Source organism: Tunicatimonas pelagia (assembly GCF_030506325.1).
GTDB classification, from domain to species: domain Bacteria; phylum Bacteroidota; class Bacteroidia; order Cytophagales; family Cyclobacteriaceae; genus Tunicatimonas; species Tunicatimonas pelagia.
Genome location: NZ_CP120683.1, coordinates 2,090,550 through 2,113,529 on the forward strand (window position 1 = coordinate 2,090,550; position 22,980 = coordinate 2,113,529).

Here is a 22,980-nt window from a genome sequence, read left to right on the forward strand (position 1 = left end):
AAACACTATTTCTAGATTTAACTATTAGAAGATTCAAAAAGCTCAGCTTATAAAATATACTTAAAGATACTTGATAACATCTTTGATACTACTCAATTGTTTAAACTGAAGATGATCAATGGTGTTGTCTACCTTTTCATAAGCCCAGGTGGTATGATAGGGTACATGAAAGGCATGGCCACCCAGATTTAGCACGGGCATAATATCCGATTTTAAGGAGTTGCCAACCATCAGAAACGCTTGGGGCGGAATATCCAAGTGCTGAATCAACCGTTCGTAATTAGGTTCTTTCTTCTCCGAGACAATCTCAATGTGATGAAAATAGTTGGCTAGCCCTGATTTGAGTAGCTTGCGTTCCTGATCCAGCAAATCACCCTTGGTGGCCATTACCAATCGGTATTTTCCTTGTAAAGCCTGTAGCACCTCTTCTACTCCCTCCAGTAATTCAATGGGTTTATCCAACATCTCTTTTCCAAACTGAATAATCTTTTCAACCGCTTCCAGGCCAATGGTTTTGTCCGACATTTGAATAGCCGCCTCAATCATAGAAAGCGTCATGCTCTTGATGCCGTAGCCGTAGAGAGCAAGATTATTGATTTCGGTTTCTAGCAACTCCCGGGAAACACTGTGCTGAGGCAGATAATCTTCCATCATTTCACAAAACTTATCCTCGGTTTCCCGAAAGTAAGGTTCGTTTACCCACAGCGTATCGTCCGCATCAAAAGCAATTACTTTTATTTGATCCATAGTGGTAAATCTAGCCTTTGGCGCGGAGCATCCCAAACCAATTGTTATCTTTACTACTGTTGAAAACCAATCCTATGGAATTTCTACTAATTGCCTACGATGGCACCGACGAAGCAGCTTTGGAACGACGCATGAGCATTCGGGAAGAACATCTGGCTTACGCCCGCAAATTGTACCAAAGTGGAAAGCTAATTAAAGGAGGGGCTTTTCTCAATGAAGACGGAAAGATGGTTGGCTCTACCATCATTTATCAGGCAGATGCAGAGGCCGAAGTACAAGAAATTATTGCGAATGATCCCTACAAAATCAACGGAGTGTGGGTGGATATTGATGTTAAAGCTATCCGCTTGGCTAACTTGGATTAATCTACTCAAATACGGGAAATTTAGCGATGAGAAACTAATTTTACGAACTTGTTGTCTAGTAGGCGCAGAATACAAGATCCATGAGCAAACTTACTGAAGAAATAGCCAAGCGGCGTACGTTTGGCATTATTAGTCACCCCGATGCGGGCAAGACTACCCTTACGGAAAAACTACTGCTGTTTGGCGGGGCCATTCAGACCGCCGGAGCGGTGAAGTCCAGCAAAATTAGTCGTCATGCTACCTCCGACTTTATGGAGATTGAGAAGCAGCGGGGCATCTCCGTGGCTACCTCAGTAATGGGATTTATGTACCGAAACGGGGGTGACCCAATCAAAATTAATCTGCTGGATACTCCTGGTCACCAAGATTTTGCCGAAGATACCTACCGCACGCTTACCGCGGTAGATAGCGTAGTGATGGTGATTGATTGTGTGAAGGGTGTAGAGATTCAGACCGAAAAGCTGATGGAAGTATGTCGGATGCGAAATACTCCGGTAATTGCCTTTATTAATAAGTTAGACCGTGAAGGACGCGACCCTTACGACTTGCTAGATGAAATTGAGGCTAAATTAGATATTCAGGTACGCCCATTGAGTTGGCCCATAAGTATGGGTAAAAGCTTTAAAGGAGTTTACAGTCTGTACAATAAAAGTTTATTTCTTTTTCAACCGAGTAAACAGAAGTTACAAGACGAAGGAGTACAAATTAGCGATATTCACAGCCCAGAGCTGGATGAATATATCGGCGAAGGCTTCGCCGAGCAACTGCGCGAAGATGAAGAACTGATTACGGGAGTGTACCCCGAATTTGATATGGAAGGCTACCTGAGTGGCAAAGTAGCTCCGGTGTTCTTTGGTAGCGCGGTCAACAACTTCGGGGTGAAGGAGATGCTAGACACCTTTGTAAATATTGCCCCGTCCCCTAAAAGCCGGGAAACCGAAGAACGGGAAATTACTCCGGCTGAAGAGAAGTTTACCGGATTTGTTTTCAAAATTCACGCAAACATCGACCCTCGCCACCGCAATCGGATTGCCTTCGTTCGCATCTGCTCGGGCACTTTTGAGCGAAATAAGCCCTACTACCATACCCGACTCAAAAAGAACTTCAAATTCTCTAGTGTAACGGCCTTTATGGCGCAAGACAAAGAGATTATTGATGAAGCCTTCCCTGGTGATATTGTCGGACTGTACGATACTGGTAATCTGAAAATTGGGGATACGCTCACTGAGGGAGAAGAAGGTACTTTCAAAGGTATCCCTAGCTTCTCGCCCGAAATGTTTAAGGAAGTGATTAACCAGGATGCGATGAAAACCAAGCAACTGGACAAAGGCTTATCGCAACTGATGGATGAAGGCGTTGCCCAGTTGTTCAGCTACGAACTTGGCTCGCGGAAAGTAGTGGGTACGGTAGGAGCACTTCAGTTTGAAGTAATTCAGCACCGATTGAAAAACGAATACAATGCTAGTTGTACCTTTCAGCCAATGAATCTATACAAAGCCTGCTGGATTAGTAGCGATGATCCCAAAAAGCTCCAAGAATTTATCAACTCTAAAGAGCGGCATATTGCCAAAGACAAAGACGGCAAGTACGTGTTTATGGCCGAAACCAAGTCCTGGCTACAAATGGTACAGGATAATTTTCCTGACATTCAATTTCACTTCACTTCGGAATTTTAAACAAAAATCAACTATTTCGTATCAAGCGAAGAGCTGACTTAGAAAAGCCATAAGTTTGTTTTCATCAAAGATCACCGGGATAGGAAAGGTGAGCCCTGAAACCACCGAGCTTTGTAAGTGTCCATCACTAGCTTTAGTTATTAAATCGTACTGCTGGTCTTGCAATACGTACTGCTCTACGGTTTTCTTTTGAGCATCTACAATCCAGTACTCTGCCACCCCGTGTAGCTGATAGTCTTCAAACTTCACTCCTCTGTCTCGGGCCTGCGTCCCCGAAGAGAGCACCTCCACCACTAGGTCAGGAGCAGGAAAGAATAGCTGATCCTCTTCAAACGTTTGAGCTTTCTCTTTCTTAAAGAAGCATACGTCCGGTTCAAAGTCATTGCGGGTCAACCGAATAAGTATTTTCTCGAAGCCAACGTAACCTAAGTCGTTTTTATGACAGTAAACTTTCAGTAATTGTACCAAACGACCGGTAACATCAACGTGCCTTTTTTTAGCGGGTGAATGAACTACTACTTCGCCTTTAATAAACTCTACCTTCTCCTGCTCGCTCATCTCTTCATAGAAACGCTGACGGCGGTTTTGCTCCTCACTCCAGGCTTGCTGAAGCTCTTCCAAAATCATAGGTGCCCGGAGCGAGTTCATAATTTCATCAACAATGGCTTCTTTCATAGCAGTTTAATAATACGAGGTATCTTTAAAATACGAAGAAACTATTAATCTCGTTGTAGTGCCTGTCTATTTTCATAGATGCAGTCAAAATTTGAACCTGGTTTGTACGAAACAAGTTTTTCGGGGCTCAGTTTTTCTTCAAAGAGCTAATTCCAACTAAGTGATATTTTGAACGAATACCAGAAGCTACTACAAAATATTCGTCGGCACGTATCCCTAGGACCGACGGAAGAACAGAGGCTGCTTACAATTGTCCGAACCACCCGCATCCGAAGGCGACAATTTATCGATCAGCCAGGTTATGTTTGTTTGTACCGCAACTATGTGGTGAAAGGGGCTTTTCGCTCTTTCTTCGTTGATACCGAAGGCAAAGAGCATATCGTACAGATTGCGATAGAAGATTGGTTCGTCAGCGATTTTTATAGTTATATCACCCAAACTCCCGCCACGCTCTTCGTAGAAGCCCTAGAAGACTCAGTCATTTTGCAAATGCAGTACGAAGATATTGAGCAGCTTTGTACCGAAATTCACGCGCTAAGCGAGTACTTCCGCATTACAACTGAGCGGGCGTTTGCTTTCTCCCGGAAAAGAGCCTTGTCTAATCTGAGTAAGACAGCCGAAGAGCGTTATCTGGAGTTGCTGGAGCGATACCCCAACATCGTTCACCGGGTTCCACAAAAGACTATTGCTTCGTACCTGGGCATGACCCCGGAGTTTCTGAGCAAAATTCGGAAGAAGCTCGCTTCCAAATCTTAAACCAGTTCAAGTCTATTTCCTAATCTAGCTTATTTCTAACTACCTCAGACTGCTACATCTTTGTAGAGTCAATATTGGCATCACTAAAAATCGTACAACTAATGAAAAAGCATATTTGGTTGATTACCGGAATTTCCAGTGGCCTGGGGCAAGCATTGGCTCAAGCAGTTATGGAAGCGGGCGACTACGTGGTAGGCACGTTACGTCAGCCCGAACAAATAGAACAATTTAATCGGCAGTACGCTGATCGGGGAGCTGCTATTCTGCTCGATATTACGAACCCAGACGCAATTCAGGCGACAGTTGAGCGAGTGACTTCCGAATTTGATCGGATTGATGTATTGGTGAACAACGCCGGAGTGGGTTTCGTAGGAGCAGTAGAAGAAGCTTCTATCGAGGAAGTAAGAAACGTCTTTGAAGCAAATTTCTTCGGTACGTTAGCCCTCACGCAAGCGGTATTGCCCCGTATGCGCCAGCAACGAAAAGGGCATATTGTGCAAATTTCGTCGCACGCTGGTATCAAAGCTTTTGCCGGATTCGGAGTATATAACGCCAGTAAATTTGCGCTAGAAGGGTTCAGCGAAGCCCTGGCTCAGGAAGTAGTTCCGCTCGGCATCAATGTCACCATCGTGGAACCGGGTCCGTTCCGAACGAACTTCGCAGGAAGTCGCTTGGGACAAGCTCAGCAGGTTATTGACGATTACGCAACCACCGCCGGGGCGTTTAGAGAAAAGCTGAAAAGCGTAGACGGACAGCAGGAAGGCGACCCGTCCAAAGCAGCGCGCGCGATCATTGACTTGGTCAATTCCGCTAACCCTTCGCTTCGTCTTCCGTTAGGAAAGACGGCACTCAAAACGATACAAATGAAGCTAGACAGTGTAGCGGCCGATCTGGAAGCCAACCGAGAGATTGCCGAGCGTGCCGTGTTTATGTAGAAAAAGTTGCATTATCTACCATGCTAACCCCGAATGTTCTGTACGAAGACAATCACTTACTGATTGTAAACAAACCCGCGGGGTGGCTGGTGCAGGGTGATCGTACCGGAGACCCGCCGCTGGTAGATTGGGGGAAAGAGTATCTGAAGAAGAAGTACGATAAACCAGGGGCAGTATTTCTAGGAGTAGTGCATCGGCTGGATCGACCAGTAAGCGGGGTGGTAGCGATGGCTCGAACTTCTAAAGCACTGGCTCGGATGAATGAAATTTTTAAGACCAGAAAAGTAACGAAAACCTATTGGGCATTGGTGCAAAATCCCCCGCCTCAGCCAGAAGACACGTTGGTGCATTGGCTGGTGAAAGACTCAGCTAAGAATAAAGTGACAGCTTTTCGTGCTGAGAAAAGAGATAGTAAACGGGCGGAGTTGTCGTATCGTCTGGTTATGAGCAAAAATCCCCCTAACCTCCTTTTCCAAAGGGGGAAAAATGGCGTACATTTATTGGAAGTGAGACCACTTACGGGGCGATCGCATCAGATTCGGGTGCAGTTGGCGGCAATGGGTTGCCCTATTGTGGGTGATGTGAAGTACGGTGCTGCCGAGCCATTGCCGGATGCTAGTATTGCACTACACGCGCGAACGCTATCATTTATTCATCCGGTTAAGCGCGAACCCATGAGTTTTACGGCTGATGTACCATCGCTTGATCTTTGGCAGCCTTTTGTGTCGGCTGAGGAACCAAAAAATGATTAGTTGCCGTTAACGTTTGCGTATGACTTGGATAGAAAAGCTCAGAAGTCGCTGGGAAGTTAATAGTGTCGGACAGGTAATTATCATTTTAATCGTATTTGCCTGCACCGGATTTTCCGTACTTTTTCTGAAGCAGCCCCTCTATAACCTAGTAGGTATCACTCCCGAAACCTCCATCTGGATTCGGGTGCCTTTTTATTTGTTAACCATTCTGCCAGCTTACCAGATACTGTTGTTGGCTTACGGTTTCATTTTTGGCCAGTTCCGCTTCTTCTGGAATTTTGAGAAGAAAACTTTTTTTCGCATCTTCGGAAAGAAACTTCACCACTAGTTGTTCTAACTGCCATGAAAAAGACAATAACATTTTTACTGATTATTTTTAGCTTTTTTGTCATTTTAGGCTGTGAAAAGGATAATGTAGCACCTGAGGATGCGTATTCTATCCTTATTATCAATAAAACGGAATTTCCACTTACTCAAGTAACGTTTGCAGCAGTGAAGGGGCCGGCTAGAATTAACAATACCATATCGTGGAACATAGTAGACAAAAAGCCAGCGTATGACTCAATTATTTTCGATACTATTGGGCAGAATGAAGAGGCCAGTATTAGATGGACGCCTAGCTCTTTTCCTGATAGTGTTGATTTTGTTAGATTTAGCGCAGAATCGAATAACTCTATTAGAAGCACCGCATTTGGCCGATTTAGAGGAAACGATATTCATATCGTTAGAAGCTTAACCTTGACTATCACAGAAGACGCTATTATGACTGCGGGCAAAGATCCGTGATGATTAAAATTGATATTCTATCGTATATGATGGGGGGTTGGCTAATAAAAAAGTAACAGAGTATTGTAATGCGGTAGAGTTCAGTATTCTGATTTTTGTTAGTTGGAACTTTAAGCTCAGAATGCTAAGAACTCAGGCTATTCGCTTATCACCCGTTCGGCTAATACAGTAATCGTATTATTTAGCACTTCCACCACTCCTCCTTCTACGGTCACTGCACCTTCGCCAGCCTTACCTCGGTATGCTATATCCCCTTTTCCCAGTGAGCTAACTAGTGGGGCGTGGTTACGGAGCACCTGAAACGAGCCATCACTTCCTGGAAAGGTAGCTGATTCTACTTCACCTTCAAAAACTTCCTGATCGGGGGTAATTATTGTTAGTTGCATGAGTCTTAGGTTTTGGATTTTGGGGGTTAGGTTTTGGGTTAGAATCTCTAATCCCCAAAACCCAATCCCTAAAACCTAATTTCTATTTCGCTTCCGCCATCAGTTTTTCACCTTTGGCCACGGCATCGTCGATGGTTCCTACTAAGTTAAAAGCGGCTTCCGGTAAGTGATCGTACTCACCATCCATAATTTGGTTAAAGCCTTTGATGGTATCTTTAATATCTACTAGCACTCCTTGCAAACCAGTAAACTGTTCGGCCACAAAGAAAGGTTGCGATAAGAAGCGTTGTACGCGGCGAGCGCGGTGGACTACCTGCTTATCTTCTTCCGAAAGTTCATCCATACCCAGAATGGCAATAATATCCTGAAGCTCGTTATAGCGTTGCAAGATATTTTTCACGCGCTGAGCAGTATCGTAGTGCTCAGCGCCCACAATATCGGCTGAGAGAATTCGGGAGGTAGAATCTAGCGGGTCTACTGCCGGATAAATACCAATCTCCGCTAGTTTACGCGAAAGTACAGTAGTAGCATCCAGGTGGGCGAAGGTCGTCGCTGGTGCCGGGTCAGTCAAGTCATCCGCCGGTACATATACCGCTTGTACGGAGGTAATGGAGCCGTTTCGGGTAGAAGTAATCCGCTCTTGCATAGCTCCCATTTCGGTAGCTAGCGTAGGCTGATACCCTACTGCTGAAGGCATTCGACCTAACAGAGCCGATACTTCCGAACCAGCTTGGGTGAAACGGAAAATATTATCGATAAAGAACAGAATGTCACGACCTTGGCCTTGTCCGTCGCCATCGCGGAAGTACTCCGCCACACTTAGCCCCGAAAGAGCAACGCGGGCACGAGCTCCGGGAGGTTCGTTCATCTGTCCGAAAATCAATGTGGCTTGCGATTCTTTGAGCGAAGCCATGTCTACTTTGCTCAAATCCCAGCCGCCTTCTTCCATAGAGTGCTGAAATTCTTTACCGTACTTAATAATATCGGCCTCAATAAATTCGCGCAGTAGGTCATTTCCTTCGCGGGTACGCTCTCCTACTCCGGCAAATACCGAGAATCCTGAATAGGCTTTGGCAATGTTGTTAATCAACTCCTGGATCAGTACCGTTTTTCCTACTCCAGCTCCACCGAACAATCCTACTTTTCCTCCCTTGGAGTAAGGCTCTAATAAGTCAATTACCTTAATTCCGGTAAAGAGAATTTCCTCGGAAGTAGAGAGGTCTTCAAACTTGGGGGGTGGGTTGTGAATGGGTCGCCCTTTTCCGGCGTCCGGTTGAGCAAGCCCATCAATGGCTTCGCCCACCACGTTGAACAGCCGTCCCCGAATTTCATCGCTGGTTGGCATTTTAATCGGCTGGCCAGTATCTACCACTTCGGTACCCCGCACCAAGCCTTCGGTGGCTTCCATCGCGATGGTTCGCACCCGATCTTCTCCCAAATGCTGCTGAACTTCCAGCACCAAAATAGTCCCGTCCGGTCGGGCGATAGTAAGAGCATCAAGAATATTAGGCAGTTTGGCATCCTGAGCATCGAAGCTAACATCGACCACCGGCCCAATTACCTGAACAATTTTTCCCGTATTTGCCATGAATATGTACTATTAAATAATATGCACTGAATTAAGCGGTGGCAAAAATAGGGCATCTGTGGCGGTATTGCAACGAGGGGGGAGAAAAATATATAGGGCTTTCTTATAAAAATACGTGAGTGAGACAACGTTGTACACTTGGTTTTCCACTACTAAATCCAGCAGCATGTCCACGCACGGTTTACAGCAAGAAACAACCGCATTTTATGAGCAACTTCAACAAGCAGAAGAGCTAGATTTGCGGGACATACGTGGCAAAAAGCATGACATGGTGTTTGTCTTATTAGGTGTATCAATGGGTTGCTTTGGCATCGCGATGGTACTTTAGCCAGTCTTTGGCAACATCCCGGTTTCAGCAGTTTGCTTCAGGTTCAACGCACTTATTTGTGTAATAAAACGAACCAGATAAGTCAAGGAGAATTCTATTACTTTTTCAATGGAAATAGTAAACGCGCCTTTGAGTACTTTAAAGCGATAAGTAATCATTAGGCGATTGAGACTTTGAAGAAAATCAAGTTTCTGTGAGAAAGCCCTATATTCCCTATTTTGCGAGGTTCGGATAGAGATTAAAAATGTGTAATTTTGGTGCCTACTAATTTTTATAACTAATTTTTGATAAGCAATGAGCGAACAAAAGATTACAATTCAAGATGGCAACCTGCACGTACCTGACCAACCTATTATTCCATTTATTGAAGGCGATGGTACAGGAGTAGATATTTGGCCTGCTTCTAAAAAGGTGATGGATGCTGCTGTAGAAAAGGCTTACAGTGGTAGCAAGAAAATTAACTGGAAGGAAGTGTACGCCGGACAAAAATCATACGACAAATCCGGAGAATGGCTTCCTGCGGAAACACTAGATACTTTTCGCGAATATTTAGTGGGTATTAAAGGACCTCTGACTACTCCCGTAGGTGGCGGTATTCGCTCACTCAATGTTGCTCTACGACAGGAGCTTGATTTATACGCTTGCGTGCGTCCGGTACGCTGGTACAATGGCACTCCCTCTCCGGTAAAAGACCCTAGCACTACCGATATGGTGATCTTCCGGGAAAATACCGAAGATATTTACGCGGGTATTGAATTCCAGCAGGGTTCTGACGATGAGAAGAAGTTTGCTTCTATGCTGAAAGATACTTTTGCTGACCGGTATAAGAAAGTGCGCTTTCCTGACACAGCCGGGTACGGTATTAAACCGGTATCGGTAGAAGGTACTGAACGCCTGGTTCGATCGGCGATTGATTACGCTTTCCAGTACAAACGCGACTCGGTAACGTTGGTACACAAAGGTAACATCATGAAGTTTACCGAAGGGGCTTTCCGTGATTGGGGGTACAACCTAGCCAAACAAGAGTTTGGAGCTGCCGATTACGAAGGTGGGCCTTGGCAGATTATTGAGAAGGATGGTCATAACATTATCATCAAAGATGTAATTGCCGATGCTTTCCTACAGCAGATTCTGCTACGCCCAGCGGAGTACGATGTAATTGCTACACTCAACCTAAACGGCGACTATGTGTCTGATGCATTAGCCGCAATAGTGGGAGGAATTGGAATTGCTCCGGGGGCAAATATTAACTATGAAACCGGAAATGCCATTTTTGAAGCTACCCACGGTACGGCTCCAAAATATGCCGGGCAAGACAAAGTGAATCCCGGCTCGGTGATGCTTTCGGGTGCGATGATGTTTGACTACCTAGGCTGGACTGAGGCTGCTACTTTAGTCAGAAAAGGAATTGAGGGCTCTATCTCTGCTAAGAAAGTGACTTACGATTTTGAGCGGCTAATGGATGGAGCTACGCTACTCAAATGCTCTGAGTTTGGCGATAGTGTGATCGAGCATATGTAAAAGTAAAAAAGGTGGCTCATTGAGCCACCTTACTTCATTTCCTAAAGTTGGGGTTGTTCTCCTACACATTGTACTAACCCCGCGCCCAGATTGCTTTAACTTCGTCAATAGCCTCCTCCACTGCATCTCTGTCCAGACCTAATTTACAGGCCATGTCTACGCAAAGCTGATGTTCCTGCTCCGCCATTTCACCGTCAACAATAGATATGAAGATAGCATCCATTATTTGGTCTTCAGGTTGCACTTGGTTCAGTGGTACCACATGTTGTAGTTTATCAGCATCTTTTATAATGCGTTCAAACTCTTCAGCCTTCAATCCTGTCTCCTCAGCTCGCTCAGCCAGAAACTCTCTCTCTCTTGCATTCATGTACCCATCAGCCGCTGCAATAGCAACCAAGTTTACAAAATGTTCTAACTTAATTTTTCGATTTGTCATATGAGGTGGTTTAGAACTCCATATCAAACTTACAATTTGCTATTTAATCCTCCAACTCCCTGATTTTCAGGACATGTAATGTAGAAGTTTCCCAATTCTGCTTTTCTGGTTTTTGCTAGGTAACTCAGATATAGCTTGGCTTGTAAGGTTTGGGTAGGCTTACTTAACAATTGCCCTCTTTAAGAGGAAGTAGAATACAATCTTATTTTAAGAATAGAACTATGGTTAGGAGTCTATAACTGGTCTGAAGTACAGAGATAGTAATATTAAAAAAATAAGATATATAATTAAATTAATAAATTATGGCTTGAGCTCGTTTGAACTCATCCTCTTTTTTGAAGATTTCAGTATTTGTTTGGTTTTACTCTAATAACTAATATTATTGAGTAATACTTACTAAATGACATTTATCTATCGGAAACAGCTATGGCAGTTAGTGGAACTGATGTGCAGTACGCTAAAGAGCTACTTTGCTCAAATGAGCTAGTAGTTATTCCTACTGAAACGGTATACGGTTTAGCAGGCAATGCATTAAACCCCGAAGCCGTAGCCACTATTTATGAGGTGAAAAATCGCCCATCTTTCAATCCGCTCATCATCCATACTGATCGTTTGGAGAAGGTAACCAACTACGTATCCTCCGTACCACGGGTAGCGCAGCAACTAGCTAATGCCTTCTGGCCGGGCCCACTCACCATACTGTTACCCAAAACGGACGCGCTACCCGATATTGTAACCGCCGGATCAGACCGAGTGGCGGTACGAATTCCTCAGCATCCTCTTACGCTTTCTTTACTTAAAGAACTTGATTTTCCATTGGCTGCCCCCAGTGCTAATCCATTTGGCTACATTAGCCCCACTACAGTTACTCACGTAGAGGCTCAACTAGGTGATAAGATAAACTACATTTTAGACGGGGGGTCATGTTCAGTAGGTATTGAATCTACCATTGTAGGGGTAAAAAATGATGGGATAGAAGTATACCGCTGGGGGGGTATTTCTTTGGAAAATATAAAAGCCGTGGTACCCAATGTACAAACCTACGTTAGTCAAACAGAAGAAGCCCCTTCTGCCCCAGGGATGCTAAAAAGTCACTACGCTCCATCAAAGAAGGTTATTATCGGAAACTTAACCGAATTGCTGGGGCAGTATCCTCCATCAGAAGTAGGAATCATTTCCTTTCAAAATATCTTCCCGCAAGTTCCAGAAAATCAGCAGTGTGTGTTATCTGCTTCGGGCAATTTAAATGAAGCAGCTCGGGAGCTTTTTTCCTCGTTACGTCAACTAGACAGTCTCGCTATCAAAGTAATTTTAGCTGAACTTGTTCCTAACTACGGATTAGGGCGGGCTATCAATGATCGTTTAGCCCGGGCTTCAGCCTAGTTTTGTAACTGCATTTACGCAACTACGCTTCTTTCTGGTGCTAGGTTAGGTGAGTTAGAGTAAATACTTCTTACTTCACTTCGGATGTGATTCCATGTTTCTTCGTAAGAGGTAGCGTAGCTTACAGTATGGTGTACGCCTCGTGGTTCCATAGACTCAGCTACCATCCTGGCATTAGATTTCTGAGAAAACAGTAACTTCTTCATGCTAATATTGATTTCATTAAAAAATATTACATTACAAATGTACAAAAATATATTATTATTATACAAATAATTACATTTATTTTTACGAAAATAGCCTCTATTTCACGTTAAGGGCATTTCACCTTTTGTAAAAAGTACATTAGTAATGATAGCTATCACGCAAAAGCAACAATTAACGGTGTATTTACAGCTATCATTCCGTATTAATACTAAATTTAAAATTTCTGTCAACTTTTTTCTTAGGCAGACCGTTACCTTTACAAATCAGCACTTGGCAAAAGAAAAGCTAAGTTTTTGCACATTTTTATATCGATTTATTAGATATATTTGTCGTGCATTTTATGGTGTAATTCAAACTAAATAGACCAATGACGCAAGTTGTCATCACAGCAGTTGTAGCTTTTACAATTATCATCTTACTGCTAGTAGCACTGCTACTGTTTGCTCAATCTAAGCTAGTGCAGCAGGGCGATGTAAGGATTATTGTTAATGGCGATGAGGAGAATCCGATTGTAGCTTCTGCCGGAAGCACATTACTTTCTACCTTATCTAGCGAGAAAATCTTTTTACCCTCTGCTTGCGGAGGGGGAGGTACTTGTGCTATGTGTAAGTGCGCTATTGATGAAGGGGGCGGAGACGTACTTCCTACTGAAGTAGGCCACCTGAGTCGCACAGAGCAGAAGGAGAATGTGCGCCTATCGTGCCAAGTGAAGGTGAAGGGCGATATGCGAATCCGTATTCCAGAAGAGATATTTGGTATTAAGAAGTGGGAGTGTGAAGTAGTTTCTAACTACAATGTCTCTACGTTTATCAAAGAATTTGTCGTTAAGCTTCCGGAAGGAGAGACATTAGACTTTGAGTCGGGAGGATATATTCAGGTAGACGTACCACCGGTAGTAGCGGAATTTAAGAACATGGATATAGCCCCTCATCCAGACTTAGGTCATAAGCCAGATATTTTTCAGGAAGACTGGGATAAGTTTGGTATGTGGGATCTAACCATGAAAAACGACGAAGAAATCTTTCGGGCGTATTCTATGGCGAACCACCCAGCCGAGGGAAATATTATTATGTTGAACATCCGGATTGCAACTCCGCCGTGGGATAGGGCCGCTGGTAAGTGGATGGAAGTGAACCCCGGAATATGTTCATCATACGTATTTACCCGTAAAGAAGGCGATAAAGTAACGATTTCAGGTCCATACGGAGAGTTTTTCATTAACCCTACGGAACGAGAAATGATCTACATTGGTGGTGGTGCTGGCATGGCTCCGCTACGGTCGCACATTTTCCACTTATTTCATACTGAGAAGACCGACCGTAAAGTATCATATTGGTACGGAGGACGTTCCAAACGAGAGCTATTCTACGTAGATCAATTCCGGGATATTGAAAAAGATTTTCCGAACTTCAAATTTCACGTTGGTTTATCAGAACCGCTAGAAGAAGATAATTGGAAGGTGAAAGAAAGTTTGAATGACGAAGGCGACGGTTACGTTGGGTTTATCCACCAAGTGCTGCTTGATAACTACTTGAATGATCACCCTGATCCTGACGAAGTAGAGTACTACCTTTGTGGGCCTCCGTTGATGAACGCTGCAGTACTCAAGATGCTAGAAGACATGGGGGTGCCGCCCGAAAATATTCGGTTTGACGATTTCGGTGGCTAGCCGATTTCTGATTAAAAGAAGAAAGGGAGCGAATTTTCGTTCCCTTTTTTTTATTTTGGCCGATAAGTTTTCAGAATCATTCTAACCTCAGTTCATGAGTTTAAGTCTATTTTTTCGCCCGGTTGACCCCACCGTTTCCGAATGGGTTTCTCAGCAAAATACCGTATTTAAATCCGTTGAGGTATTCACTCAGGAATTTCCGAATTACGCTGAAGCTGATATTGCCCTCATTGGTTTGAGTGAACACCGAGGGGGTGAGTTTGATGAAGGAATGGAGCAAGCTGCCGATGCCGTACGGAAAGCGTTTTACCGACTGAAGAAAGGGAGCGGAGCTTATAAAGTAGTAGACTTAGGCAATATGGTGAATGGCCACAGTCTGGAGGAAACCTATGGAAGAGTGCGTGAGGTGTGCGAAACCCTTATCAATTATCAAACCTTTCCAGTGCTTATTGGTGGTTCTCACGATTTAGATTATGGCCAGTATCAAGCCTACGAAACGCTAGAAAAGCTAATTAGTGTACTCGCAGTTGATGCTTTTATAGATATTGAGCGTACGCAAGCAACTGAGCAACCTCTACGACCCAACCAGCATCATTTACACCAAATCCTGATGCATGATCCTAACTACCTGCTACACTATAGCCACTTGGGTTATCAGAGCTACTTAGTAGACGATGACGTACCATCTTTACTCAACAAGTTTTACTTCGATAGCTACCGCTTAGGGTTGGTGAACCAGAGTATTGCTACGATGGAGCCAGTGCTGCGGGGAGCTGATATGCTGAGTTTTGATATTTCTGCCATAAGATCGGCTGATGCCCCCGGGCACGCCCGAACCCAACCATTTGGTATGACGGGGCAGGAAGCTTGTCAACTTTGTTGGTACGCAGGACATAGCGAGCGATTAACTTCAGCGGGATTCTACGAGTATAACCCTGACTATGATGATGAGCGACAGACCACTGCCGCTGTACTAGCCGTAATGATTTGGTATTTGATAGAAGGCTACTACCACCGTACCTACGAGGAAAATTTTGAAAGCAATGATTTTGTTAAATACTTAGTACCACTATCTAGTGCTCCTGAACAGATCACTTTTTATAAGGCTAAGAAAAGCGAAAAGTGGTGGATGGAAGTACCTACCCCGCCTAATAATCGCTTACGTGAGCGCAAAAGTATTGTACCCTGCGATAAGGCAGACTACGAAATGGCTACCAAAGGAGAAATACCGGATCGGTGGATTCAAACTCAAGCCAGATATTCTTAATAACCTAATTCTATTTCTTATGAAAATTTTCATTTACTTATTTTTTTGCAGTGCCTTACTAATTACTGGTTTAGATAGTTGTGCTCAGAGCGATGATTTTACCTCTCTTTTTAACGGAAAAAACCTAGATGGCTGGAAGATTTACGGAACCGAAAAATGGTACGTAGAAGATGGTTTACTGGTGTGCGAAAGTGGTTCCGATGAAGCCTACGGCTACTTAGCAACTGATAAATCCTACAAGAACTTTGTGCTTACACTAGAATTCCAGCAGGAAGCCAACGGAAACAGTGGTGTGTTCTTCCGCTCGTCTATTGAGGGTACTAAAATTACAGGCTGGCAGGTAGAAGTAGCCCCTCCCGGCAATGATACCGGTGGCATCTATGAATCATACGGACGAGGCTGGCTGGAGCAAATTCCCGAAGAGAAAGAAGATATTCTAAATATGGGAGAGTGGAACCAAATGCGAATTGAAGTAAATGATGATCAGGTGCGGACGTATCTTAACGACGAATTGATGGTGGATCTGCAAGACGAGAAAATTGGTCAGGCCAACGGTGCTATTGCGCTACAAATTCACGATGGTGGCGGTATTAAAGTCCGCTGGCGCAACCTGATGGTGAAGGAGCTGTGACGATCGCCTCTCATGATTTACTATTTTCGGTAATCTAATGGTGGCTCTCGATCACCTAGTAAAGAATTGTAAGCAAAATCATCTCCACGCTTCTGCATTAGTTCTTCCCGAGCGGTTTCGGTTACTTCTGGCTTCTGGAAAATATCAATTGCGGTCAGTGTCAAAGTTTTAGCAGCTACCATCATGCCCTTGTGGCCGATGCTGGTTCCGCCGGCAGCTACGGCTTGCCAACTGTGAGCATAGGTGCCTGGCACCCAAGTGGCAGATGACATTCCGGCGGTAGGAGCCATCCAGCTTACATCACCCACATCGGTAGAACCACCTGTGCCCCGATTACTAACCGCGTAGGGCTGAACTTGATTAGCTGATGCTAGAGTTGCATCAGAATCATAGGTTTTTTGAATCTGCTCAGCAAAGGTCTTTTCTTCTTCATCGTAACTTACTCCACCCACGGTCTGTATATTCTGGTACATGATCTCTGACAGCGTTTCGTTGGGCAGCACATTGTAAATTCCGTGAATCACTTCGTATTCCATCCGGGTTCCGGTTCCCAAAGCAGCTCCTTCGGCAGCTTTCACTACTCGCTCAAACATATCGCGTACTTCCTGCATTTCGGGGTGGCGCACGTAGTAAAAAGACTCAGCAAAGCCTGGAACGATGTTGGGGGCATCTCCGCCTTTAGTAATTACGTAGTGAATGCGACTTTCGGCAGACACATGCTCACGCATCATATTCACCATCATGTTCATGGCTTCAATACCATCCAATGCCGAACGACCTTTGTCAGGAGCCGCTGCCGAGTGAGCCGAGTTACCGTAAAAACGGAATTTTGCTGATTTATTGGCTAGCGAGGATCGGGCACTCGCGCTATTCTGACTACCCGGATGCCAGTGCAGTACTGCGTCTACGTCGTCAAACAAACCCTCCCGAACCATATACACTTTCCCCGCCCCACCTTCTTCGGCGGGAGTACCGTATAGGCGAATGGTTCCTGGCGTTTTGGTTTCTTCTAACCAACCTTTCACCGCAATAGCCGCAGCTACCGAGCCAGTGCCAAATAAATGATGACCGCAGGCGTGCCCACTTTTTCCTTCTTCTATAACTGCCCGTTTGGGTATAGCAGCTTGGGACATGCCTGGCAAGGCATCAAACTCAGCTAACAGGCCAACGACAGGCTCTCCTGAACCATAGGAAGCAACAAAGGCCGTGGGGATTCCGGCTACGCCAGCTTCTACTGAAAATCCAGCATCAGTCAATGTTTTTTGTAGTAGTTGCGAACTTTGCTCTTCCTGGTAGCCTAATTCGGCGTAGTTCCAGATTTGATGGGCGATTTCGGCGTACTGCTCGTATTTTGTATCCAGGCTAGCTAGCACCGCTTTTTCTGCTTTGGATAGCTTAGATTGGGCAAAGCCCGGGAGAACCATGCCGAGGCTTACCAAAAACGTAACGAATATTCTCAAAAGTACGGCTACCAGATTAATGAGACAACCAGAAGGTTAAATTTTCTAGGAAAAGAGTATGTCTAGGTAATGTTAGGTAGCTCCTGACTCATTGAGAGTGCTAATAGCGATAGGAAATTTGTATATTTCGGACTAACCTAACCTTATTAATCATGCAAAAACTTATTTGCCTATTCTTTTTCTTAACATTCTGCACCATGACAACCTTTGCCCAATCCGACAATAATGATGTTCGTCACGTAGTGGTATTTAAGTACAAAGCGGATGCATCAGAGGCGGATATTCAGAAAGTGACCGATAGCTTCCGCGATTTACAAAACAAGATTCCCGGCATAGTCTCCTTCGAGCACGGCATCAACAACAGCCCCGAAGGAAAAAATATGGGCTTCACCCACGTTTACCTACTCACTTTTGAAGATGCCGCCGCTCGCGACACCTACCTCCCTCACCCCGAACACAAAAAATTCGGCAGTCTGCTCGGCGAATTAGATGTGCTAGAAGATGTATTTGTAGTGGATTATACGGTGGGGGAATAACAGCGCATAAATATCCGATAGTTATCTCGAGCGAAGAGCGAGCAAAGTAATTCTTAAAAATAAAATACCTCTTTCAAGTTGGATCGTTTGAAGAAGCGATGCATCAATCTACTTTCTGAACCACACTGCCACTCATTACGCACTAGTTGTTAAAACGTTATTTTTATCTTATGACTGCCATTGAACTGAAAAGTCGGGTTTATCAGCAAATTGCCCACTTAGACGAGGCACAATTAGAAAAGCTGTATGAGTTGCTAGACCAGGAATTTGTGACCCCTACGACAAAGTCGTCTCAAGCTACGAAAAAGCGACCTTTGGGAAATATGAAGGACAAAATATGGATGACTGATGATTGGAATTCAGATGAAGTAAATCAGGAAATTGCCCAGTTGTTCAACGAAGGCTCTGTCTTTCCTAAAGAATAATGCATTATTTGCTAGATACTCACATTTTTCTCTGGAGCTTACGTGATCCAGAAAAACTCTCATCTAAGGCATTAGCAGTTCTAGAAAGCACTGAAAATATTGTATACGTAAGTGCGGCAGTGAGTTGGGAAATTTTCGTGAAGCGGGCAAAAGGAACACTTGCTTTTACTGGAGACGTTTCCGATATTCTGGATCAGCAATCTTTTGAGCCTCTACCAATTAGTCATCAGCATACCACTGCTCTGGAAAAACTTCCGACTATTCGTCACGATCCGTTCGACCGAATTATGATCGCTCAGGCGATTATCGAGGATTTAACGTTTATCACCAGAGATAGAATGATATTGAAGTATGAGGATGTCAAACTTTTGAAGGGCTAGTTTCTCTTCTCTGAGTCTGCACAATTTGACAGTTATTCAAAACACTCTCCTTTCAAAAACCCTTGCCAATACAAACAGCACCACCCCATAAACTGCTAAACCCACAGTGTAAAACAACCAGAAGTTTCCGCCGTAGGCAATGGCTTCTACGCTGCGGAACGACCAGTAGGTGGGAATGATGGCAAAGCCTTCCAACGCACTATAGTCTAGGAAATAGCGGAGGATAGGGAGGTTGAGCACCAGATTGAAAATTTTGAACTGAGCCAAGCCTTCCATTTTGTTGCGGGCGAAGGTCGCCGTCAGTAGGGCGAGTAGTGGGGCGATCAGACTGTACTGAATAGCGAGAAGTAGTGCTTTTTCAAATGGTATCGCTACTAAATCTCCGTACATCAATAGCATTAAGTTGACAATAATGGAGATCATTACTCCAGCAGCTAAGCGAAGTAGAACGAAGATTCCGGCTGAGATGGGAGCAACCCGCAGCGCACTGAATACATTTTCGTCTTTTTCTTCCAGAAACAGAAAACCATTGATGAAGCCAAACATAGTGGCGGACTGCATGCAAGCCCACATCAGAATTACCGGATGGTAAGGTTCAATCACCGGGTACAGTTCGCTAAGATAAGGTACCAGCAACTTCACAATTGCTAGAGCGATGAGCGGGAAGAATAGCAAGCCCTTTAGCAGTGGTTCGCGGAAGGTGATTCGGAAATCGTTGTGGCTAATCAGCAGTAGTTGTTTCATGACCAAATGTGTTTACGGAATGACGCTCGGGCGAGGTAGTAGCTGCCAACCACGGCTAGTGTACCGTAGCCGTAAGCGTAGGCTAATTCTGCGGTCGATACATCTTCAAAAGCGGCTTGTATCAACAAAATACTTGGATACGACGGAATGGGGTAAAACCAGACTGAAGAAGCCGCGCCAAAGAAGGGAATAAACGGTAGAGCGGTGAGAATCAGCAGTGGAATCATCCGCACTATAAATTGGTTAAACGAATTAGTTTGAGCTACCAGCCAACCACCCAGAAAAATATAGAACAAACTAGCTCCAATTACACCCATTGCGAAGTGAACGTACTGAAACTGCCAACCGTAACCTGCCCAAGCCATCAGGAAGGAAGTAACTAAAGCCACTGCCGTAAGTGAGATTGCTTTAGACCAAAGGTAGGTGTCAGTAGATAAAGGTGATACCGCCAAGGCTTCCAGTGTGTGCTGATCCTTTTCAAACAACACTAACGCACCAATAAACATAAGCCCAGTTACTACCGGATCGTTGTAAATCAGGAGTACCAGTAGTTTTTCTAAACCACCTAAGTCTTTCAGCAGGTAGAATAACCCTAAATACAACCCAGCTAGAACCAGTGAAACTACGATTAACTGATTGCGATGTAGTAACACTATATCCCAACGAAGCAAGTGAGTGAGTGATTTCATACTAAGCTTTGTCCGGTTAGTTTGATAAATACATCCTCTAGCGTCGCTTCTTCTGAGTGAATGGTTCGGATATTGTTCTCCCGCAGAATAGATAGAAAACCTTCGTTTTGGCCGAGCGTATCCAACGCGTATTCGTAAGCAGTACCGTTATTCTCAGCTTCAACCCGCACTTTTCGCTGTCCGTGCTGCAACTTCAACGTGGCCGGACGATCCAAAGCTTTAATTTCCCCATCAATAATCAAGGCGATGCGGTCGCAGAGAGCGTCGGCATCGTACATGCTGTGGGTAGTGATGAAGATCGTTTTTCCCTGAGACTTTAAGTCCAGAATGATGTCTTTAATAATTTTTCCGTTCATGGGATCTAGACCCGACGTAGGTTCGTCCAGAAACAGAATATCCGGGTCGTGCAGAAAGGAGCGGATAAAATTTAGTCGCATCTTCATGCCTTTAGAAAAGTCAGCGACAGGTTTGTCTGCATCATCTTTCAACCCTACCTTATCCAGCAATTCGTGAAAATCAGTTGGTTTCTTCTCGTAGAAGTTGGCGAAGAATTGCAGGTTTTCTAGCGCAGTCAATTTCAAGTAATGATTGGGTAGCTCGAAGCTTACGCCAATGCGCTGGTAAAAATCCTTGCCCCAACCAAACAAGTCTTTTCCCTGAATCTGCACTTGGCCGTCGTAACCATCCAGCAGTTTGTACAGAATTTTTTGAGTCGTACTTTTTCCGCTGCCACTCGGACCAAGAAAGCCAAATATTTCCCCAGGATCAATCGCAAAGGAGATACCTTTCAGGGTAGGATCTGAGTTTTTGGGGTAGGTATACCGAAGGTCGTTTACTGTTATCATGACTATTTAAGGTTATCGGATATAATCAAAGTCACTTGTTAGATGGCTCTGATTAGGTTATTTATTTTCCATTATCCTCTTTCAATTTTCAATTGCTCTTCATCCCCGATTGTAAAATATTAATAAGTTGCCGAAGTACTTGAGTGTACTCAGCTTCACTGGCTTGTATTACCGAACCTAAGGGGTTAGCATCACTATCAGCTGGCGCTAGCATTTCCAACAAGGTCTTACTAATCTGTATGATTAGTCGAGCCATCACAGTAGCGTCCAGATTCTTTTTCAGCTTGCCCTGCTCTTGCTGCTGCTTAATTATTGATGAGAAAAAGTTGACAGCCTCCTGATCGTAGCGAGCCATATCTTTTGCCACTGTGGGAATCAACTTCTCCTGACTATAGCGGTACAAGAAGCGGTTCATTATTGGGTACTGAGCATCAAAAGTTAACCCTTGATGAAATAAGGCTTCCAGCCAATCCCAAAAATTGTCGGGAGTAGTGGTCGTGGCCGATTGCATAAACTCTCGTTTTCGGGCGATCACATACTCTTTCAAATAAAGGTACAGGGCTTGCTTATCATCAAAGTACTGGTAAATACTTCCTTTGGCGATTCCTAACTTTTTCACTAATCGATTGAGGGAGGCTTCCTGATAGCTATGCAGCGCAAACTCTTCAAAAGCAGCTTCAATAAACTGTTGCTTTTTTTCGGAATTGAGCCGCTCAAATGTAGGCTTTGCTGTTAATGTGACCATATGGTCATAATTTATTCAGTTATTTAATACGAGACCTGTGCAAACTGGTTTCACTTTGGCTGAGAAATCTTAATTACTGCATTGCCAACAGTGCTGGTTTTTCAACAGTATTATTGGCTGTGGGTAGTTGTGGCGTTTGCAATAATCATTTCCATTGTCAGTATCAATGTTTATCGAAAATCAGCTTCAATCCAGTACAGACTGTTGCAGAAAATAATGGATATTCTATAGGAATTAGCAAAAATTCGGTGAAGATATGAACACACTTTCATATATTTACGTAGACTAAGTATGACTCAAGCAGTACCAACCCTCAATTCGGAAAAATTAGAGAAAGTTGCCTTTATTTTGAAGACGATTGCTCACCCGTTGCGGATTGCTATTGTGGATTTGCTCTCTAAGCGGGAAAAGATGATGGTGAATGAAATTACCGAAGCTTTAGGCTCGGAACAGTCCTTGGTATCGCATCATCTCACTAATATGAAACTGAAAGGAATCTTGGCTAGTGAGCGAGACGGCAAAAAGGTCTTTTATCACCTAAAAATGAGAGAGGTTGTGGGAGTGTTAGATTGTATGGACAAGTGCCAAGCAGTACTCTAAAAAAATTTTGCATAAAACATGAAATAATTAACATATGATAATTTATAAATACATCACCTTAGCAAATAAACTTGCTCTGTATCAATATCCATCTGAGCGAGAGACTTTCACTTCCAATTGTTGATTTTCAACTAAAATACCTATGAAATACTATCACGCTAAACAATTGGCCAATATTTCCTTTTCGGAAGCTGTAAATCGGGTTACCGAGGTTTTACAAGCTGGCAGAAAGTAAAATCAGAACCCTGCTGCCTTGCAATGTAGTGGTTCAGCAACTAGACCATCAAACCGTTGAAGTAGCAACCGCCGATTCAATGGCTTCCATGCAAGCAATGGAGAATGAATCGCTAACTGATATTGCTACCAAAGTGCAGAGTAAACTGAAACATGTGATTGACGCTTTGTAAATATTATTTCTAGAGACTTAACTTCCTCAAAAGAGCCGTTG

The 22,980-nt window shown here is 44.0% G+C and carries 29 protein-coding genes; 18 read left to right on the plus strand and 11 right to left on the minus strand.

Annotation, left to right across the window (positions count from 1 at the left end):
- Positions 1–60: 60 nt before the first annotated feature.
- The gene (locus P0M28_RS08640; RefSeq protein WP_302209406.1) at positions 61–747 is read right to left on the minus strand and encodes an HAD family hydrolase; all 687 of its coding nucleotides are present in this window, start codon (positions 745–747) and stop codon (positions 61–63) included.
- Positions 748–821: 74 nt separating this feature from the next.
- On the opposite strand from P0M28_RS08640, the gene P0M28_RS08645 reads away from it, so the two are divergent.
- Both P0M28_RS08645 and P0M28_RS08650 read left to right on the plus strand, forming a co-directional pair.
- A complete protein-coding gene (locus tag P0M28_RS08645; RefSeq protein WP_302209407.1) occupies positions 822–1,112 on the plus strand; it encodes a YciI family protein in 291 nt (96 codons plus the stop codon).
- An 80-nt stretch (positions 1,113–1,192) separates the two neighbouring features.
- Positions 1,193–2,788 (plus strand): peptide chain release factor 3, encoded by a 1,596-nt coding sequence (locus tag P0M28_RS08650; RefSeq protein WP_302209409.1) that lies wholly within the window; start codon positions 1,193–1,195, stop codon positions 2,786–2,788.
- Positions 2,789–2,809: 21 nt separating this feature from the next.
- Here the strand turns inward: P0M28_RS08650 and P0M28_RS08655 are convergent, their stop codons facing one another.
- Complete coding sequence (locus P0M28_RS08655; RefSeq protein WP_302209410.1) at positions 2,810–3,463, minus strand: Uma2 family endonuclease; 654 nt, start codon at positions 3,461–3,463, stop codon at positions 2,810–2,812.
- Between the two features lie 168 nt (positions 3,464–3,631).
- Between P0M28_RS08655 and P0M28_RS08660 the strand changes: the two genes are divergently transcribed.
- The 5 genes from P0M28_RS08660 (at position 3,632) to P0M28_RS08680 (ending at position 6,692) form a co-directional block, all read left to right on the plus strand.
- Positions 3,632–4,219, plus strand: coding sequence for a Crp/Fnr family transcriptional regulator (locus tag P0M28_RS08660; protein ID WP_302209411.1), 588 nt, complete (start codon positions 3,632–3,634; stop codon positions 4,217–4,219).
- A 101-nt stretch (positions 4,220–4,320) separates the two neighbouring features.
- Complete coding sequence (locus P0M28_RS08665; protein WP_302209412.1) at positions 4,321–5,154, plus strand: oxidoreductase; 834 nt, start codon at positions 4,321–4,323, stop codon at positions 5,152–5,154.
- A 20-nt stretch (positions 5,155–5,174) separates the two neighbouring features.
- Entirely contained in the window at positions 5,175–5,906 is a 732-nt protein-coding gene (locus tag P0M28_RS08670; protein ID WP_302209413.1) for an RluA family pseudouridine synthase, read from the plus strand.
- A 19-nt stretch (positions 5,907–5,925) separates the two neighbouring features.
- Positions 5,926–6,234 carry a DUF6787 family protein gene (locus P0M28_RS08675; protein ID WP_302209414.1) on the plus strand — a complete coding sequence of 103 codons (309 nt, stop codon included), beginning with the start codon at positions 5,926–5,928 and terminating at the stop codon, positions 6,232–6,234.
- 14 nt (positions 6,235–6,248) lie between these two features.
- Positions 6,249–6,692, plus strand: coding sequence for a hypothetical protein (locus P0M28_RS08680; RefSeq protein WP_302209416.1), 444 nt, complete (start codon positions 6,249–6,251; stop codon positions 6,690–6,692).
- A gap of 137 nt (positions 6,693–6,829) precedes the next feature.
- Here the strand turns inward: P0M28_RS08680 and atpC are convergent, their stop codons facing one another.
- Complete coding sequence (atpC, locus tag P0M28_RS08685) at positions 6,830–7,078, minus strand: ATP synthase F1 subunit epsilon (RefSeq protein WP_302209418.1); 249 nt, start codon at positions 7,076–7,078, stop codon at positions 6,830–6,832.
- An 82-nt stretch (positions 7,079–7,160) separates the two neighbouring features.
- Complete coding sequence (atpD, locus tag P0M28_RS08690; RefSeq protein WP_302209419.1) at positions 7,161–8,666, minus strand: F0F1 ATP synthase subunit beta; 1,506 nt, start codon at positions 8,664–8,666, stop codon at positions 7,161–7,163.
- Between the two features lie 166 nt (positions 8,667–8,832).
- Between atpD and P0M28_RS08695 the strand changes: the two genes are divergently transcribed.
- A complete protein-coding gene (locus tag P0M28_RS08695; RefSeq protein WP_302209420.1) occupies positions 8,833–8,994 on the plus strand; it encodes a hypothetical protein in 162 nt (53 codons plus the stop codon).
- A 294-nt stretch (positions 8,995–9,288) separates the two neighbouring features.
- Entirely contained in the window at positions 9,289–10,515 is a 1,227-nt protein-coding gene (gene icd / locus P0M28_RS08700; RefSeq protein WP_302209421.1) for an NADP-dependent isocitrate dehydrogenase, read from the plus strand.
- A 73-nt stretch (positions 10,516–10,588) separates the two neighbouring features.
- Here the strand turns inward: icd and P0M28_RS08705 are convergent, their stop codons facing one another.
- Positions 10,589–10,951: a hypothetical protein gene (locus tag P0M28_RS08705; RefSeq protein WP_302209423.1), complete on the minus strand. Its 363-nt coding sequence runs from the start codon at positions 10,949–10,951 to the stop codon at positions 10,589–10,591.
- 426 nt (positions 10,952–11,377) lie between these two features.
- Here P0M28_RS08705 and P0M28_RS08710 point away from each other — a divergent pair, with 426 nt between their 5' ends.
- Positions 11,378–12,334: an L-threonylcarbamoyladenylate synthase gene (locus P0M28_RS08710; protein WP_302209425.1), complete on the plus strand. Its 957-nt coding sequence runs from the start codon at positions 11,378–11,380 to the stop codon at positions 12,332–12,334.
- A gap of 14 nt (positions 12,335–12,348) precedes the next feature.
- Here P0M28_RS08710 and P0M28_RS08715 read toward each other — a convergent pair whose 3' ends face one another.
- Positions 12,349–12,540 (minus strand): hypothetical protein, encoded by a 192-nt coding sequence (locus P0M28_RS08715; protein ID WP_302209427.1) that lies wholly within the window; start codon positions 12,538–12,540, stop codon positions 12,349–12,351.
- Between the two features lie 368 nt (positions 12,541–12,908).
- On the opposite strand from P0M28_RS08715, the gene nqrF reads away from it, so the two are divergent.
- The 3 genes from nqrF (at position 12,909) to P0M28_RS08730 (ending at position 16,108) form a co-directional block, all read left to right on the plus strand.
- Positions 12,909–14,210, plus strand: coding sequence for an NADH:ubiquinone reductase (Na(+)-transporting) subunit F (gene nqrF, locus P0M28_RS08720; protein WP_302209428.1), 1,302 nt, complete (start codon positions 12,909–12,911; stop codon positions 14,208–14,210).
- Positions 14,211–14,304: 94 nt separating this feature from the next.
- Positions 14,305–15,477 (plus strand): formimidoylglutamase, encoded by a 1,173-nt coding sequence (locus P0M28_RS08725; protein ID WP_302209430.1) that lies wholly within the window; start codon positions 14,305–14,307, stop codon positions 15,475–15,477.
- A 19-nt stretch (positions 15,478–15,496) separates the two neighbouring features.
- Complete coding sequence (locus tag P0M28_RS08730; protein WP_302209431.1) at positions 15,497–16,108, plus strand: 3-keto-disaccharide hydrolase; 612 nt, start codon at positions 15,497–15,499, stop codon at positions 16,106–16,108.
- A gap of 20 nt (positions 16,109–16,128) precedes the next feature.
- Here P0M28_RS08730 and P0M28_RS08735 read toward each other — a convergent pair whose 3' ends face one another.
- Positions 16,129–17,532 carry an amidohydrolase gene (locus P0M28_RS08735; RefSeq protein WP_436841395.1) on the minus strand — a complete coding sequence of 468 codons (1,404 nt, stop codon included), beginning with the start codon at positions 17,530–17,532 and terminating at the stop codon, positions 16,129–16,131.
- A 188-nt stretch (positions 17,533–17,720) separates the two neighbouring features.
- Between P0M28_RS08735 and P0M28_RS08740 the strand changes: the two genes are divergently transcribed.
- The 3 genes from P0M28_RS08740 to P0M28_RS08750 all read left to right on the plus strand — a co-directional run bounded on the left by P0M28_RS08740 (position 17,721) and on the right by P0M28_RS08750 (position 18,909).
- On the plus strand, positions 17,721–18,104 hold the full coding sequence (locus P0M28_RS08740; protein ID WP_302209433.1) for a Dabb family protein: 384 nt from the start codon (positions 17,721–17,723) through the stop codon (positions 18,102–18,104).
- A 170-nt stretch (positions 18,105–18,274) separates the two neighbouring features.
- A complete protein-coding gene (locus tag P0M28_RS08745) occupies positions 18,275–18,529 on the plus strand; it encodes a hypothetical protein (protein WP_302209434.1) in 255 nt (84 codons plus the stop codon).
- Positions 18,529–18,909 (plus strand): type II toxin-antitoxin system VapC family toxin, encoded by a 381-nt coding sequence (locus P0M28_RS08750; protein ID WP_302209435.1) that lies wholly within the window; start codon positions 18,529–18,531, stop codon positions 18,907–18,909. Before P0M28_RS08745 ends, P0M28_RS08750 begins: the two co-directional genes overlap by 1 nt.
- 36 nt (positions 18,910–18,945) lie before the next feature.
- Here the strand turns inward: P0M28_RS08750 and P0M28_RS08755 are convergent, their stop codons facing one another.
- From P0M28_RS08755 to P0M28_RS08770, 4 genes are all read right to left on the minus strand, one after another.
- The gene (locus P0M28_RS08755; protein ID WP_302209437.1) at positions 18,946–19,653 is read right to left on the minus strand and encodes an Rv2686c family ABC transporter permease subunit; all 708 of its coding nucleotides are present in this window, start codon (positions 19,651–19,653) and stop codon (positions 18,946–18,948) included.
- A complete protein-coding gene (locus P0M28_RS08760) occupies positions 19,650–20,342 on the minus strand; it encodes a fluoroquinolone export ABC transporter permease subunit (RefSeq protein WP_302209439.1) in 693 nt (230 codons plus the stop codon). The genes P0M28_RS08755 and P0M28_RS08760 overlap by 4 nt, the downstream gene beginning before the upstream one ends.
- Positions 20,339–21,187: an ABC transporter ATP-binding protein gene (locus P0M28_RS08765; RefSeq protein WP_302209441.1), complete on the minus strand. Its 849-nt coding sequence runs from the start codon at positions 21,185–21,187 to the stop codon at positions 20,339–20,341. Before P0M28_RS08765 ends, P0M28_RS08760 begins: the two co-directional genes overlap by 4 nt.
- A gap of 88 nt (positions 21,188–21,275) precedes the next feature.
- Positions 21,276–21,932 (minus strand): TetR/AcrR family transcriptional regulator, encoded by a 657-nt coding sequence (locus P0M28_RS08770; protein ID WP_302209442.1) that lies wholly within the window; start codon positions 21,930–21,932, stop codon positions 21,276–21,278.
- A 291-nt stretch (positions 21,933–22,223) separates the two neighbouring features.
- On the opposite strand from P0M28_RS08770, the gene P0M28_RS08775 reads away from it, so the two are divergent.
- Together P0M28_RS08775 and P0M28_RS08780 are read left to right on the plus strand one after the other, a co-directional pair.
- A complete protein-coding gene (locus tag P0M28_RS08775) occupies positions 22,224–22,532 on the plus strand; it encodes an ArsR/SmtB family transcription factor (protein WP_302209443.1) in 309 nt (102 codons plus the stop codon).
- A gap of 263 nt (positions 22,533–22,795) precedes the next feature.
- Entirely contained in the window at positions 22,796–22,939 is a 144-nt protein-coding gene (locus P0M28_RS08780) for a DUF302 domain-containing protein (protein WP_302209445.1), read from the plus strand.
- Positions 22,940–22,980 lie beyond the last annotated feature (41 nt).

Excerpts from the sequence above, each read along its gene's own strand:
- P0M28_RS08640 (WP_302209406.1), bottom strand. The coding sequence starts at position 747 with ATGGATCAAATAAAAGTAATTGCTTTTGATGCGGACGATACGCTGTGG.
- P0M28_RS08645 (WP_302209407.1), top strand. The coding sequence starts at position 822 with ATGGAATTTCTACTAATTGCCTACGATGGCACCGACGAAGCAGCTTTG.
- P0M28_RS08650 (WP_302209409.1), top strand. The coding sequence starts at position 1,193 with ATGAGCAAACTTACTGAAGAAATAGCCAAGCGGCGTACGTTTGGCATT.
- P0M28_RS08655 (WP_302209410.1), bottom strand. The coding sequence starts at position 3,463 with ATGAAAGAAGCCATTGTTGATGAAATTATGAACTCGCTCCGGGCACCT.
- P0M28_RS08665 (WP_302209412.1), top strand. The coding sequence starts at position 4,321 with ATGAAAAAGCATATTTGGTTGATTACCGGAATTTCCAGTGGCCTGGGG.
- P0M28_RS08670 (WP_302209413.1), top strand. The coding sequence starts at position 5,175 with ATGCTAACCCCGAATGTTCTGTACGAAGACAATCACTTACTGATTGTA.
- P0M28_RS08675 (WP_302209414.1), top strand. The coding sequence starts at position 5,926 with ATGACTTGGATAGAAAAGCTCAGAAGTCGCTGGGAAGTTAATAGTGTC.
- P0M28_RS08680 (WP_302209416.1), top strand. The coding sequence starts at position 6,249 with ATGAAAAAGACAATAACATTTTTACTGATTATTTTTAGCTTTTTTGTC.
- atpC (WP_302209418.1), bottom strand. The coding sequence starts at position 7,078 with ATGCAACTAACAATAATTACCCCCGATCAGGAAGTTTTTGAAGGTGAA.
- atpD (WP_302209419.1), bottom strand. The coding sequence starts at position 8,666 with ATGGCAAATACGGGAAAAATTGTTCAGGTAATTGGGCCGGTGGTCGAT.
- P0M28_RS08695 (WP_302209420.1), top strand. The coding sequence starts at position 8,833 with ATGTCCACGCACGGTTTACAGCAAGAAACAACCGCATTTTATGAGCAA.
- icd (WP_302209421.1), top strand. The coding sequence starts at position 9,289 with ATGAGCGAACAAAAGATTACAATTCAAGATGGCAACCTGCACGTACCT.
- P0M28_RS08705 (WP_302209423.1), bottom strand. The coding sequence starts at position 10,951 with ATGACAAATCGAAAAATTAAGTTAGAACATTTTGTAAACTTGGTTGCT.
- P0M28_RS08710 (WP_302209425.1), top strand. The coding sequence starts at position 11,378 with ATGGCAGTTAGTGGAACTGATGTGCAGTACGCTAAAGAGCTACTTTGC.
- P0M28_RS08715 (WP_302209427.1), bottom strand. The coding sequence starts at position 12,540 with ATGAAGAAGTTACTGTTTTCTCAGAAATCTAATGCCAGGATGGTAGCT.
- nqrF (WP_302209428.1), top strand. The coding sequence starts at position 12,909 with ATGACGCAAGTTGTCATCACAGCAGTTGTAGCTTTTACAATTATCATC.
- P0M28_RS08725 (WP_302209430.1), top strand. The coding sequence starts at position 14,305 with ATGAGTTTAAGTCTATTTTTTCGCCCGGTTGACCCCACCGTTTCCGAA.
- P0M28_RS08730 (WP_302209431.1), top strand. The coding sequence starts at position 15,497 with ATGAAAATTTTCATTTACTTATTTTTTTGCAGTGCCTTACTAATTACT.
- P0M28_RS08735 (WP_436841395.1), bottom strand. The coding sequence starts at position 17,532 with ATGGTTCTCCCGGGCTTTGCCCAATCTAAGCTATCCAAAGCAGAAAAA.
- P0M28_RS08740 (WP_302209433.1), top strand. The coding sequence starts at position 17,721 with ATGCAAAAACTTATTTGCCTATTCTTTTTCTTAACATTCTGCACCATG.
- P0M28_RS08745 (WP_302209434.1), top strand. The coding sequence starts at position 18,275 with ATGACTGCCATTGAACTGAAAAGTCGGGTTTATCAGCAAATTGCCCAC.
- P0M28_RS08750 (WP_302209435.1), top strand. The coding sequence starts at position 18,529 with ATGCATTATTTGCTAGATACTCACATTTTTCTCTGGAGCTTACGTGAT.
- P0M28_RS08755 (WP_302209437.1), bottom strand. The coding sequence starts at position 19,653 with ATGAAACAACTACTGCTGATTAGCCACAACGATTTCCGAATCACCTTC.
- P0M28_RS08760 (WP_302209439.1), bottom strand. The coding sequence starts at position 20,342 with ATGAAATCACTCACTCACTTGCTTCGTTGGGATATAGTGTTACTACAT.
- P0M28_RS08765 (WP_302209441.1), bottom strand. The coding sequence starts at position 21,187 with ATGATAACAGTAAACGACCTTCGGTATACCTACCCCAAAAACTCAGAT.
- P0M28_RS08770 (WP_302209442.1), bottom strand. The coding sequence starts at position 21,932 with ATGGTCACATTAACAGCAAAGCCTACATTTGAGCGGCTCAATTCCGAA.
- P0M28_RS08775 (WP_302209443.1), top strand. The coding sequence starts at position 22,224 with ATGACTCAAGCAGTACCAACCCTCAATTCGGAAAAATTAGAGAAAGTT.